Origin of the sequence: Bradyrhizobium sp. STM 3557, assembly GCF_045571465.1 — a bacterium.
Classification (GTDB): Bacteria; Pseudomonadota; Alphaproteobacteria; order Rhizobiales; family Xanthobacteraceae; genus Bradyrhizobium.
Genome location: NZ_CP120697.1, coordinates 7,584,968 through 7,598,772 on the forward strand (window position 1 = coordinate 7,584,968; position 13,805 = coordinate 7,598,772).

The 13,805-nt window shown below is 65.4% G+C and carries 12 protein-coding genes; 5 read left to right on the forward strand and 7 right to left on the reverse strand.

Annotated elements, in window-relative coordinates:
• Positions 1 to 144 precede the first annotated feature (144 nt).
• Entirely contained in the window at positions 145 to 1,500 is a 1,356-nt protein-coding gene (locus P6U24_RS35040) for a PLP-dependent aminotransferase family protein (protein ID WP_407160703.1), read from the forward strand.
• 37 nt (positions 1,501 to 1,537) lie between these two features.
• Here the strand turns inward: P6U24_RS35040 and P6U24_RS35045 are convergent, their stop codons facing one another.
• From P6U24_RS35045 to P6U24_RS35075, 7 genes are read right to left on the reverse strand one after another with little or no spacing between them, the layout of a single operon-like run.
• A complete protein-coding gene (locus P6U24_RS35045) occupies positions 1,538 to 1,843 on the reverse strand; it encodes a hypothetical protein (RefSeq protein ID WP_407156937.1) in 306 nt (101 codons plus the stop codon).
• A 59-nt stretch (positions 1,844 to 1,902) separates the two neighbouring features.
• The gene (locus tag P6U24_RS35050) at positions 1,903 to 2,277 is read right to left on the reverse strand and encodes a hypothetical protein (RefSeq protein ID WP_407156938.1); all 375 of its coding nucleotides are present in this window, start codon (positions 2,275 to 2,277) and stop codon (positions 1,903 to 1,905) included.
• A 43-nt stretch (positions 2,278 to 2,320) separates the two neighbouring features.
• Positions 2,321 to 3,013 carry an AprI/Inh family metalloprotease inhibitor gene (locus tag P6U24_RS35055; RefSeq protein WP_407156939.1) on the reverse strand — a complete coding sequence of 231 codons (693 nt, stop codon included), beginning with the start codon at positions 3,011 to 3,013 and terminating at the stop codon, positions 2,321 to 2,323.
• Entirely contained in the window at positions 3,013 to 4,002 is a 990-nt protein-coding gene (locus P6U24_RS35060) for a 2-hydroxyacid dehydrogenase (RefSeq protein ID WP_407156940.1), read from the reverse strand. The genes P6U24_RS35055 and P6U24_RS35060 overlap by 1 nt, the downstream gene beginning before the upstream one ends.
• Positions 4,002 to 4,817 carry an ABC transporter permease gene (locus tag P6U24_RS35065; protein WP_407156941.1) on the reverse strand — a complete coding sequence of 272 codons (816 nt, stop codon included), beginning with the start codon at positions 4,815 to 4,817 and terminating at the stop codon, positions 4,002 to 4,004. The genes P6U24_RS35060 and P6U24_RS35065 overlap by 1 nt, the downstream gene beginning before the upstream one ends.
• Complete coding sequence (locus tag P6U24_RS35070) at positions 4,814 to 5,626, reverse strand: ABC transporter ATP-binding protein (RefSeq protein WP_407156942.1); 813 nt, start codon at positions 5,624 to 5,626, stop codon at positions 4,814 to 4,816. The genes P6U24_RS35065 and P6U24_RS35070 overlap by 4 nt, the downstream gene beginning before the upstream one ends.
• 12 nt (positions 5,627 to 5,638) lie before the next feature.
• Positions 5,639 to 6,664, reverse strand: a complete 1,026-nt coding sequence (locus P6U24_RS35075) for an ABC transporter substrate-binding protein (RefSeq protein WP_407160704.1) — start codon at positions 6,662 to 6,664, stop codon at positions 5,639 to 5,641.
• Positions 6,665 to 6,803: 139 nt separating this feature from the next.
• Between P6U24_RS35075 and P6U24_RS35080 the strand changes: the two genes are divergently transcribed.
• The 4 genes from P6U24_RS35080 to P6U24_RS35095 all read left to right on the forward strand — a co-directional run bounded on the left by P6U24_RS35080 (position 6,804) and on the right by P6U24_RS35095 (position 13,800).
• On the forward strand, positions 6,804 to 7,619 hold the full coding sequence (locus P6U24_RS35080) for a creatininase family protein (protein ID WP_407156943.1): 816 nt from the start codon (positions 6,804 to 6,806) through the stop codon (positions 7,617 to 7,619).
• Between the two features lie 388 nt (positions 7,620 to 8,007).
• A complete protein-coding gene (locus P6U24_RS35085; protein ID WP_407156944.1) occupies positions 8,008 to 10,020 on the forward strand; it encodes a carbohydrate porin in 2,013 nt (670 codons plus the stop codon).
• Between the two features lie 440 nt (positions 10,021 to 10,460).
• Complete coding sequence (locus P6U24_RS35090) at positions 10,461 to 11,765, forward strand: hemolysin family protein (RefSeq protein ID WP_407156945.1); 1,305 nt, start codon at positions 10,461 to 10,463, stop codon at positions 11,763 to 11,765.
• Positions 11,766 to 12,066: 301 nt separating this feature from the next.
• Positions 12,067 to 13,800: an ABC transporter permease gene (locus P6U24_RS35095; RefSeq protein WP_407156946.1), complete on the forward strand. Its 1,734-nt coding sequence runs from the start codon at positions 12,067 to 12,069 to the stop codon at positions 13,798 to 13,800.
• Positions 13,801 to 13,805: the final 5 nt, after the last annotated feature.

The following is a 13,805-nucleotide window of genomic DNA, read 5'->3' on the forward strand; positions in this document are numbered from 1 at the left end:
CTTGTTCTGGGCGGACCATAACGGCGAGGCGCTTGTCCCGGCAGCCACAGAGCAGTACAATTTCATCAAACTGTACTGCCACTCGGAACCATACACTTGCACCTTTCGCCATCGTCCGCCGCAGGCGGCCGCACCGCCGAAGTGATGGCCGTGATCCGCGCCCGCGTGGCGAGCCGTGTGCTCGGCCCCGGTGACCGGCTGCCGTCGATCCGCAGCCTTGCCGCGACGATGAAAGTATCGCCGTCCACCGTGGTGGAAGCCTATGACCGGCTCGCCGCCGAAGGCCTGATCCGGGCGCGGCGCGGCTCCGGCTTTTTCGTCTCGGCCACCGCGCTGCCGCCGCTGGCGCTGGCGCAAAGCGAGCCGCGGCGCGCCCCCGCGGTCGATCCGTTCTTTGTGTCGCGCCAGTCGCTCGATGCCGATGATACGACCTTGATGCCCGGCTGCGGCTGGCTGCCACCGGACTGGATGCCGCAGGCCGCACTGCGCCGGGCGCTGCGAGGATTGGCGCGCGGCGACGACCATGTCCTGACCAATTACGGCAGTTCGCGCGGCTCGGTAGCGCTGCGGCGACTGCTGCTGGCGCGCCTGTCGGGGATCGGCATCGATGCGCCGCCGGAGCAGTTGCTGCTGACCGCCTCGGGCACGCAGGCAATCGATTTGATCTGCCGCCTGCTGCTGCGCCCGGGCGACACGGTCATGGTCGATGATCCCTGCTACTTCAATTTCCTGGCGCTGCTGCGCGCGCATCAGGCGAGGATCGTCGGCGTGCCGATGACGCCGTCGGGTCCTGATATCACCCGCTTCGAAGCCGTTCTCGTCGCCGAGCAGCCGCGCCTCTACATCACCAACGCTGCGCTGCATAACCCGACCGGCGCGACCTTGTCGCAGCACGCCGCGCACCGCCTGTTGAATGTCGCAGCGGCCCACGGACTGACGATCGTCGAGGATGACATCTTTGCGGACTTCGAGCCCGAACCGTCGCCGCGGCTGGCCGCGCTCGACGGGCTGGCGCGGGTGATCCTGATCGGCAGCTTCTCCAAGACGCTCTCGGCATCGGTGCGCTGCGGCTATATCGCCGCGCGCGTCGACTGGATCGAGGACCTGATCGATCTGCAGATCGCAACCGGCTTCGGCGGACCGGGCGCATTCGCCACCGAAACGCTGGCGCGCGTCCTTGCCGCCGGCTTCTATCGCAAGCACATCGAGGAGTTGCGCAGCCGGCTGGCGCGGGCGCGGCGCATCACCGCCGAGAAGCTCAAGCGCATCGGCATCACGCCATGGCTGATGCCGCGCGGCGGCTTCCAGCTCTGGTGCAGCCTTCCCGAGGGCTGCGATTGCGCGCAAGTGGCGCGCGCAGCGCTTGCAGAGAATGTCGTGCTGGCGCCCGGCAATGCCTTCAGCGCGGCGCAATCCGCCACCGGCATGATGCGCTTCAATGTCGCGCATTGCGACGACCCGCGGCTCATGCCGGTGCTGCAGCGCGCGATGCGGAGCTAGCGCGCCGCGAGCCGCGGCGCGCTGCGGTCCCTACGGACTAATAACAGTAACGGGGATGCACCCGGACATAGGCGCCATCGGCGCGCTGCAGATAGCAGCCGCTGTGATAATAGTAATAGCCGCCGCGGCGGCGCTCGCCTTCGGCTGCGATTGCGGCACCCGTGCCGGCGCCGAGCACCGCGCCAATCGCCGCCCCGCGGCCGCCGCCCAGCGCACCGCCGATGATCGCGCCGCCGGCGCCGCCCAGGATGGCGCCGCCGAGCGCGTCCTGCGCCGCCGCCTCGTGAATCGGCGCGGCCACCGAGAGCGCCAGCAAGGCCGCAATTCCCATCGTTCGGATCATGTCCACTCCCTCCGTTTCGGGCCCGCTACCACGCCCGCGCGCGACGGTTTTGCCGCAGATCAAGGCACGTTCAAGGCGCGCCGCACCGCATCGAGCGTATCGGCCGGACGGCTGTTGAACGCGATGCGACAATCGGGCGCAAGCCGATGGACAAGATTGACGACGGTCTCAAACAGCACGAGCTGCTCGGGCGGCAGCCGCAGGCCGGCGCCGATGACCACGCAGTCGAAACGGCGCGATCGCAGGGTATCGGCAACCACGGCCGCGGCTGTATCGCCGCCGTCGATCAGGCAGCTCACGACCTCGAAGCCGGCGGCGCGGACGCGGTCGAGCTCGCCGTCGATATAGCTGCGCAGCATCTCGGGCGTAAATTGCGGAAACGCCGCTAGATCGGCGGAGATCGGGTCGAGCCCGATCGCAAGAATCGTCGTCATGCCATGGCTCCATTCACCGATTCCGGGCGCCGCCCGCGTCAGCTCACTGCCGCAGCAGGATCAGCGGATCGGCGCTATCGGGAACCAGGCGCCATTGCGCATTGTCATCCGCCTCGAACCGCCAGGTCTCGCCCTTGTCGGAGAACAGGATGATCTGGCCATGCTCGAGCCGCCATTGCGTCGGCGCGAAAGCCGTGACCAGGGCGTCGCACTTCGGCTTCAGGAACACCTGGAAATTGTCGTTGCCAGCGTCGGTGTTGGTCAGCGTCAAGCCGCAGATCGTGTTGCCGTTGCCGCGGACCATGGCCCAGTCGCCGATCATCTGGTCCATCGATTTGGCGAGCGAGCGCGCGGCAGCGAGGTTCTGCAGGATGTAGACTCCCTCGTTCTGGCGCACGCCCTCGAAGATGCCGGTCTCGACCTCGGTGAGGTCGAGCACGGCCTCACCGCTGGCATCCTGCAATCGGACGATGTCGAGGCCCTTGATGCTCCAGGCGGCGATGTCCTTGGTGAAGGGCAGCGCGGCGGGGCATCCGGGCTCGAGCTCGAGCTTGAGGCCCCGCGGCGAGGCGTCGTTCTTTAACGTCACCACGCAGGTCTTGCTGCGGTCCGTGGTGGCGAGCTCCCACTGGCCGATCATCTCTTTGCGCAGGCTGGCGGCGTCCTGCGCCTGTGCGAGCGGCGCAAGCAGAACCGCCAACAGCACGGCCATGATCGGCAGCGGGGAGCGGGACATCAGCGACCTTTCACGGGTGTTTCCGCAACGGGCGTCAGCGGCGCCTTGCCTGCGAACCAGGCCTTGATGTTGTCGACCACAAGCTGATCCATGGCATTGCGCGTGACGATCGAGGCCGAGCCGATATGGGGCAGCACGACGACGTTCTTCATGCCGATCAGCTCCGCCGGCACGCTCGGCTCCTTCTCGAACACGTCGAGGCCGGCGGCGAGAATATCTCCCGACTTCAGCGCGGCGATCAGAGCTTGCTCATCCACAACAGAGCCGCGCGCCACGTTGACGACGACGCCGCGCGGGCCGAGCGCCTTGAGCACCTCGGCATTGATCATCTTGTTGGTGCCGGCGCCGCCGGGCACGATGACGACGAGCGTATCGACCGCCTTCGCCATCTCGATCAGGTCGGGATAGTGCTGGTAGGCGACACCGGCGGCCGGCTTGCGCGAGTGATACACCACCGGCACCAGCGAGGCGTCGAGCCGGCGTGCGATGGCCTGGCCGATCCGGCCCATGCCCACCATGCCGACCTTGCGGTCGCGCAGCGAGCCCTTGCTGAGCGGATAGTTCTGGCGGGTCCATTCGCCCGACCGCACGTACTGGTCCGCCGTGATGAACTCGCGCAAGGTGGCGATCAGGAGCCCGAGCGCGACGTCGGCGACCTCCTCGGTCAGCACGTCGGGCGTGTTGGTGACGACGATGTTGTGCTGGCCGGCATGCGCGGCGGCGACGTGGTCGTAACCGACGCCGAAGCTCGCGACGATCTCGAGCTTCGGCAGCAGCGCCATGACCTCCGCGTCGGTCTTCACGGTGTGATAGGTCACCGCAACGCCGCGGATCCGGCCCAGCACCTCAGCCGGCAGCCGCTCCAGATCGGCGCGCGTCTCCGCCTTGTGGACGTTGAAATTGTCCGGAAAGCCCGTTTCCAGGATCGGCCGCAGCGGCCCGTAGATCAAAAGGTCGACCTTTTCCGACGAGATAGGTGCTGCAGCCATCAGTTGTCCTTTCCAAGCGCGCTTTCATGCCAGCGCCGCAAAACGAGGTGGGAAACTAGCGCCAGCAGCCCATAGATGACAATCCCGGCCACCGACAACAGAAACAATGCCGCGAACATGCGCGGAATGTTGAGACGATAGCCTGACTCGGCGATGCGATAGGCAAGGCCGGAACCGGCACCGGCGCTGCCGGCCGCGATTTCGGCAACCACCGCGCCGATCAGCGACAGGCCGCCGGCAATGCGCAGGCCACCGAGAATGAACGGCAGCGCCGACGGCAATTCCAGCAATCTGAGCCGCTGCCAGCGCGAGGCGCCATAGAGCTGAAACAGGCCGGCAAGATTGCGATCGATCGATTTCAGCCCGAGCGCCGTGTTCGAGAGCACCGGAAAGAATCCCACGATCCAGGCGCAGACCACGACCGCGGTCTGCTGCGGCAGATAGATCAGGAGCAGCGGCGCGATCGCGATGACGGGCGTCACCTGGAGCACGATGGCGTAAGGAAACAGCGCAAGTTCAAGCCGGCGCGACAGGTTGAACAGCAGCGCGAGCGCGATTCCGCCGATCGCCGCCGCAATGAAGCCTTCGAACGTCGTGATCAGCGTCGTGACCAGCGAGTCCGACAGAACGCCCCAATCGGCGATCAGTGTCTGCGTCACCAGGATCGGCCCCGGCAGCACGTAAGGCTTGACATCATTGAGCTCGACCACGAGCTCCCAGAGCACAAGGCCAAGCGCGAGCACGATGCCGGGCAGCAGCACGCCGAGCACGCGCTGATGGCCTGCCGCACCGTCCCGGACGGGCGCGGTGCTCATAGCGACAGCGCTCCGGCATAGGCCGGCGCCAAGGCCTCCGACACGCCGCGGCAATAATCGGCATAGGCGAGCGAGGTCCGGAAGGCCCTGTTGCGCGGCTCGTCACTCTCGACACGCGTCTCGAAGCTGAGCCGTCCGGGACGCGCCGTCATCACCAGCACGCGCTGCGACAAATAGACGGATTCGAACACCGAATGGGTGACGAAGATGACGGTCATGCGCAGGCTGCGCCACAGCGCCAGCAGATCGTCATTGAGGCGAAAGCGGGTGATCTCGTCGAGCGCCGCGAACGGCTCGTCCATCAGGAGGATCTCGGGCCGCGTCACCAGCGCGCGCGCCAGGGACACCCGCATCTTCATGCCGCCGGAAAGCTCGCGCGGATAGCGATCCGCGAACTCGGCAAGGCCGACCTGCGCCAGCGCCTCCTCGATCCGCGGCCGCGCCTCCGTATTGGCAACGCCGGCGAGCTTCAGCGGCAGGGCGACATTGTCGCGCACGGACGTCCAGGGCATCAACGTCGGCTCCTGGAACACGAAGCCGATGCGATGTCCCGACAACGCCGCATCCGCGCGGGGCGCCAATGCGACGCGCCCGGTGGTCGGCGCGGTCAGCCCCGCGATCAACCGCAGCGCGGTCGACTTGCCGCAACCGGAAGGCCCGAGCAGCGAAAGGAACTCGCCCCTGCCGACGCGCAGATCGAGCGGGCCGAGCGCCATGACGCCAGACTCGTAGATCTTGGTGACGTCACTGAGCTCGACAGCAAACCCGGAGGCGCTGCCGTCTGAACTGTTCGGAGGGAACGCTTCCATGAACGCGCTGGTCTACTTCTTCTGGTCCGGCTTCGGCTGGCTTTTCGGCTCGTCCTTCGGGCGCAGGTCGAGGCCGACGCCCTTGTTGACGAAGCGCAGCGTGTAGGATTTGCGATAATCGACGTTCGCCTTCACCACGCCGGCACGCACCATCTTGTCGAAGAAGCTGGCGACACGGTCATCGGTCATGGCACCGATGCCGTCACGCAAGGAGTCGCCGGAATCGACGATGCCGTACTCCTTCATCTTGGTCACCGAGTTGGCCAGGAGATCGTCGGTCATCTCCGGATTGAACTTCTTGATCATGGCATTCCCAGCGGAATTGTCGCCATAGATGTAGTGATACCAGCCGACGATGGAGGCATCGACGAAGCGCTGCACCAGGTCCGGCTTCTTGTCGATCAGGTCGCGGCGGGTTTCGATCAGGGTCGAGTAGGTGTTGAAGCCGTTGTCGGCGAGCAGGATGACACCTGGCTTGAAGCCCGCGGCGCGCTCGACCGCGAACGGCTCGGAGGTGACATAACCCTGCATCGCGCTGTTCGGCGTGGCGATGAAGGGCTGAGGGTTGAACGTATAGGGCCGAACGTTCTTCTCGGAGAAGCCGTATTCGGATTTCAGCCATTGATAGTAGCTGGCGATGCCCTCCTTGGAGACGAACAGCGTCAGCGGCTTCAGGTCCTCGAGCTTGGTGACCCCAGATTCCGGATGGGTCAGCAATACCTGCGGGTCCTTCTGGAACATCGCGGCGACCGACACCACAGGCACGTTGTTGGCGACGGCATCGAAGCCCATCAGCGTGTTCGCGGCGAGGAAGAAGTCGATCTTACCGGCGATCAGCAGCATGCGGTTGTTCTCGTTCGGCCCGCCCGGCACGATCGTGACATCCAGCCCATATTGCTTGTAGGTGCCGTCGGCGACCGCCTGGAAGAAGCCGCCCTGCTCGCCCTCGGCGACCCAGTTGGTGCCGAAGGAGACCTTGTCCAGCGTCTGGGCCGCGGCAGGCGACAGCACGGCGGCGGCTACCAGCAAAGCCGCCATTAACATTCGCGCGAAAAGCGCCTGCGACATGATTGGACTCCCTGGCTTCCTCTGGCCATGATGCCATTTCGATCCATCTGCGTTATCGCAGATGTGGCGGATAACTACCCTGCCCGACGCCCGAAAGAAACCACCTGCGATGACCACCCCGCCCCGCGACTTCGCCGAACTTCACTGGCCCGCGATCGACAGGCTTGTAGCCGCCGGCTGGATCGCGGTGCTGCCGCTGGCCGCGACCGAGCAGCACGGCCCGCATCTGCCTGTTGGCACCGACGTGATGATCGCGGAGGCCTATCTGGCACGCGTCCGTACGCAGCTCGCGGCGGATTTACCGGTGACGTTCCTGCCGACGCAGCCAATCGGCATCTCCACCGAGCATATCGATTTCCCGGGCACCCTGACCTTGCCGGCGGAGGTGGCGCTGAACAGCTGGATGGCGATCGGCGAGAGCGTGGCGCGAGCCGGGATCAGGAAGCTCGTCATCGTCACCAGCCATGGCGGCAACAGCGCGGCGATGTCGCTGGTGGCGCAGGACCTGCGCGCATTCCACCGCATGCTGGTGGTCACCACCTCGTGGTCGCGCTTCGGCGCACCGGACGGGCTGTTCGATCCGGACGAATTGCGTCACGGCATTCATGGCGGCGCGGTCGAAACCTCGATCATGCTGGCAGCACACCCGACGCTGGTCGGCACTGACAAGCTCGGGCCTTTCCACTCCGCTGGCAGCGATATGGCAACGACCTATCGGCATCTGTCGACGCAGCGTCCGGCACCGCTGGCCTGGCAGGCGCAGGATCTCAATGCGAGCGGCGCGGTCGGCGATGCCACGCAAGCCAGTGCCGAAAAAGGCGAGGCACTGCTCGAACACGGCGCCCGCGCCTTTTGCGAGCTGCTCGCGGACGTCGATCAATTCGACGCGGGAAGGCTAGGTGACGGCCCGGGCGCGCGGGGCTGAGCGTCGTTCCTGGCCCGGACCGAGTGGCATGCTCGCTCCAACCTCGCCCCGATCTTGTCCGCCGAAGCCCTGAGGGCGAAGGAGGATGCGGGGAGAGGCATGGGCCGGCTTTGGGCTATGCCCCTATGCGGCTTCCCGCGACCTGTTGCACGAATGTTACAGAGCCGTGCGAACGAGGCGACGATTGTTGCCGCTCAGTTGATATTGCGAATTAGTTGCAATAAGCATGCTGCGATCGTTGAGGAATTTCGCCTCATCCCCCTGCGTGGCGGGCCAACGCCTGGGGAGTTCTTTACTGGCCGCAGCCGATTCGTTGATGACAATGCGCGGGCAAATCTGCTGTGACGGAATCACGCACCACACTGGTTCCGTGACCGACGCCCGCAAGATGTCAGATCGCAGCCCGAGATGGGACAGGACCCTGGCCGCTTCCGCGCTCGGGATGCTCGCACTGATGGGACCAGCCGCGGCGGCCGACTTGTCGCCCAAGACCCTGCCGCTGAAGGCCAAGGCCGCCAGCCTCGTCTATGATTGGACCGGCTTCTTTGTCGGCGGCCATTTCGGCTATGGCGGCGGCAGCCTCGGTTCCGGCGCCAATGCGCTGCCGCTGCAAGGCGTGGTGTTTCCACATAGCGTCGCCGGCCTGCTCGGGGGCTATCAGGTCGGCTACAACAGGCGGATCGGCGACCATCTCGTCCTTGGCGTCGAGGCCGATGCGACGTTTGCCGGCCCGCTCGATCAGCCGGCTTTTGCCCGGCTGCGGCCGGCGCCCTTCAACACCATGCTCGATTACGTCGGAACGTTGCGTGGCCGAGTCGGCTACGCCTTCCATCGCTGGCTGCCTTACGTCACCGGCGGCTTCGCCTGGGGACATACGCATGCCGACGTCAATGACGGCGGCGGAGCGGTGGTGGGACATGACCATGTCGGCTGGACCGCGGGCCTCGGCCTCGAATTCGCGGTCAGCGGCAACTGGACCGCCAAGGCCGAATACGACTACGTCGCGCTGGCGCAGCAGACGTACAATCTCGGCGGCTTCGGGCTGCCGGGCGTCGCGGTCGATCCCAAGCTTCATCTCGTCAAGTTCGGCCTCAACTATCAGTTCGGCGACCAGCTCTGGGCGCGCGCGACCGCAGGTCAAGCCAAGCCTGCGCTTCCCGACTCCGATGATTGGAACGTCCACGCCCAGACGACCTTCCTGCCGCAAGCCTATCCTTCGTTCCGCTCGCCCTATGCCGGCACGAACAGCCTTCCTGGTCGAGGCCAGCTCCAGTCCACGTGGACCACGACCGCATTTCTTGGGTTTCGTTTGTGGGATGGCGGCGAGTTCTATTTCGACCCGGAAGTGGCGCAAGGCTTTGGCCTGAACGGCACGGTCGGCATCGCCGGCTTCCCGAACGGCGAGGCACAGAAGGCCGGTGCCGCCTATCCCCGCATTCGTCCACAGCGCTATTACTTCAAGCAGACCTTCGGTCTCGGCGGCGGACAGGAGGATGTGGCCGACGGCCCGAACCAACTGGCGGGCAAGCGCGACATCGATCGCGTGACGCTTGTGGTGGGCCGCTTCGCCGTCGGCGACTTCTTCGACAACAATTCCTATGCGCATGATCCGCGCGCCGATTTCATGAACTGGGCCTTGTGGGGATCGACGGCCTATGACTTCCCGGCCGACCTGCCGGGCTATACCAACGGCGCGATGATCGAGCTCAATCGCAAGGATTGGGCTATCCGTGCCGCGGTGCTGCAGGTGCCTTCACAGCCGAACAGCGACATCTTGACCTTCAAGGGCGAAGGCACCGTAGTCGAGTTCGAGGAGCGCCACACCATCTTCGATCAGCCTGGCAAGCTCCGGCTCGGCGTGTTCGGCAATCAGGGCGTCACCGGCAATTATCGTCAGGCGCTGGGGATCGCGGCCGCGGACCCCTCGCTCGACATCAACGACGTGATGGCGAGCATTCGCCACGTCAATCCGAAATACGGCTTCTACGCCAATCTCGAGCAGCAGGTCGCAACCGATGTCGGTGTGTTTGCCCGCGCCAGCTGGAACAACGGCCAGACCGAGATCCTGTCGTTCACTGACATCGACCGCAGCCTGTCCGGCGGGGTGTCGATCAAGGGCGGCCGTTGGGGACGGCCGGATGATACGATCGGCATCGGCGGCGCGATCAACGGACTGTCCGCCGCGCATCGCGACTTCCTCGCCGCCGGCGGCACTGGGCTTCTGATCGGCGATGGCCGGCTGAACTATCAGCCCGAGCAGATCGTCGAGGCGTACTACGCCTATCAGCTCAGGAAAGGCGTGACATTGACGGCCGACTATCAGTTCATCGCCAACCCCGCCTACAATGCAGACCGCGGCCCGGTCTCGATCTTCTCGGGACGACTCCACGGGGAGTTTTGAGGCTGCTTGGCGGCTGGAGGGGGCTTAGCCGCGCTGTGTCGACTTGGCACGCTCTCTCTTAACCTCGCCCCGCTCTCGTCCGCCGTAGCTCGAAGAGCGAAGGCGGATGCGGGGAGAGCTCGGATTGCATCGCAAGATGCAATCCGGGTGAGGGGGTACAGGTCCCAACACTCACACCGCTCGCGCGTCTGCCCCTCACCCCAGCCCTCCCGGCGCGAGCGAAGCTCGTCGCGAACCCCGTAAAGAACGGGGAGAGGGAGCGCACCGCAGCCTGCGTAAGATCCCGCCGCCCTGACGTTCCTGCGACGTAAGCCTCCCTAACAATGCCTCGACACCATGCGGCAATTTGGCCCGATCACGCGCCACAGCGGCTGCGCGTTGCTATATGATGCGGCTCATGTCCGTCGCATGCCGGTCCCGGAACCCACCTTCATAACCGAATGCTCTCAGTCGAACTTGCGATCATCCTCATCCTGATTGTGGTCAACGGCCTGCTCTCGATGTCGGAGCTGGCGATCGTGTCGTCGAGGCCGGCCCGCTTGGCGCTGCTGGCCGAAAAAGGTGTCGCCGGCGCCCGGCGCGCGCTGGCCCTGGCCTCGGATCCCGGCAAGTTCCTCTCGACCGTGCAGATCGGCATCACGCTGGTCGGCGTCCTCTCAGGTGCGTTTTCCGGCGCCACGCTCGGCCAACGCCTATCGTCCTGGCTGGTCGGCTTCGGCCTCTCCGGATCCGTCGCCGACATCGTCGGCGTCGGACTCGTGGTCACCAGCATCACTTATGCGACCTTGATCGTCGGCGAGCTGGTCCCGAAGCAGCTTGCGCTACGCGACCCCGAGGCCATCGCGGTGCGTGTCGCGCCGGCGATGCAGATATTATCCAAGGTTTCGCTGCCGCTGGTCGTGCTGCTCGACGTGTCCGGCAAGCTCATCCTGGCGCTGCTCGGCCGTCGCGGCGATGCTGGTGAGAAGGTCTCGGAGGAGGAGATCCATCATCTGGTGCGCGAGGCCGAGACCGCCGGCGTGCTCGAGCCGGGCGAGAAGGAGATGATCGCCGGCGTGATGCGGCTTGGCGACCGCCCTGTCGGCGCCGTCATGACGCCGCGTCCCGAGGTCGACGTCATCGACCTCAATGACGATCCCAAGACCATTCGCCAGACCTTCGCGAAAAGCCCGCATTCGCGGCTGCCGGTGTCCGACGGCTCGCGTGACCATCCGATCGGCGTGCTGCAGGCCAAGGACCTGCTCGATGCCTACTTGCGCGAGGAGACGCCCGACCTCAGGAGCCTGGTGCGCGAGGTGCCGATCATCCCGTCATCGGTCGACGCCCGCGACGTGATCGCGATCCTGAAAGGCGCACCGGTGCATATGGGCCTGGTCCACGACGAGTATGGCTCGTTCGAAGGTGTCGTCACTGCAGCCGACATCCTGGAATCGATCGTCGGCGCATTTTCGTCGGAGGAAGGCCCGCCGGAGCCGGCCTATGTGCGTCGTGCCGACGGCTCGCTTCTGGTCTCCGGCTGGATGCCGCTCGACGAGTTTTCCGATCTGCTGTCGATCGCCGTGCCGGAGCATCCCGGCTATCACACCGTCGCCGGCCTCGTGCTGCAGCACTTCGGCAGCGTCCCGGAGGTGGGTGACAGTTTCGACCTCGAGGGCTGGCGCTTCGAGATCGTCGACCTCGACGGACGGCGGATCGACAAGATTCTGGCAACAAGGCTGGAGGCCGAAGAGCCGAATGTGGGATAGATTTCCTGTTGCCTGAAGCCCGCTGGTCTTACCTCCACAACTGTCAAGCCCGCGAAGGTGGGTGATCCAGTCTTCCAGAGCAGCCAGTCGTCGAGACCGAAAAGCGCGGCGTACTGGATGCCCGCCTTCGCGGGCGTGACGACCTCTTGTGAGGCAGCCTTCGTGCGCTTGAGGTGCACACCTCATCATAAAACCTTCACAAAACACGCAACTGGGCTAACACCGCTGCGCCGGCTTGAACAGACCCGCCGCCCCATGAGAAGGAGACGCTTTCGCGGGACAACCGAACGAGACCGCTGCCATGTTCCTGCAAGACATCCGCGCCAGCACGCTGGGCCATGCGGTCCGGCCCAACATTTGGGACCTCGTCGCGCTGATCATCGTGATCGGCGCCATGGTGCTGATCGTCTATGGCGGCGAGCAGACCACGTTGCCGCTGTCCGCGCTCGACAGCGCGCCTGTCACGCTCGATCCGTCGCATCTGCCGCTCTACGCGCTACGCACCACGCTCCGGATGCTGCTCGCGATCGTCTGCTCGCTGGTCTTCACCTTCGTCTATGCGGCGCTCGCCGCCAAGAGCCGCCGTGCCGAGATGGTCCTGATCCCGCTCTTGGACATTCTGCAGTCGGTGCCGATCCTCGGCTTTCTCACCTTCACCGTCGTGTTCTTCATGAACCTGTTTCCCGGCAGGGTGCTGGGCGCGGAGCTCGCCTGCGTGTTCGCGATCTTCACCAGCCAGGCCTGGAACATGACGTTTTCCATGTACCAGTCGATGCGCAATGTGCCGAAGGATCTGGAGGAGGCGACGCAGAGCTTCCACCTGTCCGGCTGGCAGCGCTTCTGGCGGCTCGACGTGCCCTTCGCAATGCCCGGCCTGATCTGGAACACGATGATGTCGATGTCGGGCGGCTGGTTCTTCGTGGTGGCGTCCGAAGCCATCACTGTCGGCAACACCACCGTCACTTTGCCCGGCATCGGCTCCTATGTCGCGCTCGCGATCCAGCAGAAGAACCTCGTCGCGATCGGCTTTGCGATCCTGACCATGCTGCTGGTCATCATCGTCTACGATCAGCTGCTGTTCCGGCCGATCGTGGCCTGGGCCGATAAATTCCGCTTCGAGCAGACGGCATCCGGCAATCCGCCGACCTCGTGGATGCTCGATCTGTTCAGGCGCACCCGCGCGCTGCGATCGATCGGGCTGCCTTTCTCGGCCGTCAACCGCACCTTCTCCAACCTGCGCATCGACTGGCCAGCGGCCTGGCATGCACCGCTGCGTCAGGGTCCGCCGCAGCGCCTGATCGATACGCTGTGGATTGCCGTCATCGTCATCGGCTGCGCCTATGCCGGCTGGCAGACCTGGCGCTATCTTGCCGCGACGCTCGGCTTTTCGGACATCGCCGCCGCGGTCGGCTATGGCCTGATCACGCTGCTGCGGGTCGTGGTGCTGATCGCGCTGGCCTCGCTGATCTGGGTGCCGGTGGGCGTGTGGATCGGGCTGCGGCCGAAGCTCGCCGAGCGCGTGCAGCCGCTCGCGCAGTTCCTGGCGGCTTTCCCCGCCAACCTCGCCTTTCCTGTGTTCGTCGTGCTGATCGTCCGTTTTGGACTGAACCCCAATGTCTGGCTGAGCCCGCTGATGATCCTGGGCACGCAATGGTACATTCTGTTCAACGTCATCGCCGGTGCCAGCGCCTTTCCGTCCGACCTCAAGGAAGCTGCCGCGAGCCTGCACCTGAAGGGCTGGCGCTGGTGGGCCAAGGTGGTGCTGCCCGGCATCTTCCCCTACTACATCACCGGTGCCATCACCGCCTCGGGCGGCTCGTGGAACGCCTCGATCGTCGCCGAGGTTGCGAGCTGGGGAGATACGCATCTCACCGCCGCCGGTCTCGGTGCCTATATCGCGCAGGCGACCGAAGCCGGCGATTTTCCACGCGTCGTGCTCGGCATCGCCGTGATGTGCATTCTGGTGACCCTGTTCAATCGGCTGCTGTGGCGGCCGCTCTATGCCTTCGGCGAACGCCGGCTGCGGCTCGGCTGATCCGG

Bases quoted from the DNA above. Each gene is read 5' to 3' on its own strand.
- P6U24_RS35045 (WP_407156937.1), bottom strand. From the start codon at position 1,843: ATGATCCGAACGATGGGAATTGCGGCCTTGCTGGCGCTCTCGGTGGCC.
- P6U24_RS35095 (WP_407156946.1), top strand. From the start codon at position 12,067: ATGTTCCTGCAAGACATCCGCGCCAGCACGCTGGGCCATGCGGTCCGG.
- P6U24_RS35075 (WP_407160704.1), bottom strand. From the start codon at position 6,664: ATGGCGGCTTTGCTGGTAGCCGCCGCCGTGCTGTCGCCTGCCGCGGCC.
- P6U24_RS35065 (WP_407156941.1), bottom strand. From the start codon at position 4,817: ATGAGCACCGCGCCCGTCCGGGACGGTGCGGCAGGCCATCAGCGCGTG.
- P6U24_RS35080 (WP_407156943.1), top strand. From the start codon at position 6,804: ATGACCACCCCGCCCCGCGACTTCGCCGAACTTCACTGGCCCGCGATC.
- P6U24_RS35090 (WP_407156945.1), top strand. From the start codon at position 10,461: ATGCTCTCAGTCGAACTTGCGATCATCCTCATCCTGATTGTGGTCAAC.
- P6U24_RS35055 (WP_407156939.1), bottom strand. From the start codon at position 3,013: ATGTCCCGCTCCCCGCTGCCGATCATGGCCGTGCTGTTGGCGGTTCTG.
- P6U24_RS35050 (WP_407156938.1), bottom strand. From the start codon at position 2,277: ATGACGACGATTCTTGCGATCGGGCTCGACCCGATCTCCGCCGATCTA.
- P6U24_RS35070 (WP_407156942.1), bottom strand. From the start codon at position 5,626: ATGGAAGCGTTCCCTCCGAACAGTTCAGACGGCAGCGCCTCCGGGTTT.
- P6U24_RS35040 (WP_407160703.1), top strand. From the start codon at position 145: ATGGCCGTGATCCGCGCCCGCGTGGCGAGCCGTGTGCTCGGCCCCGGT.
- P6U24_RS35085 (WP_407156944.1), top strand. From the start codon at position 8,008: ATGTCAGATCGCAGCCCGAGATGGGACAGGACCCTGGCCGCTTCCGCG.
- P6U24_RS35060 (WP_407156940.1), bottom strand. From the start codon at position 4,002: ATGGCTGCAGCACCTATCTCGTCGGAAAAGGTCGACCTTTTGATCTAC.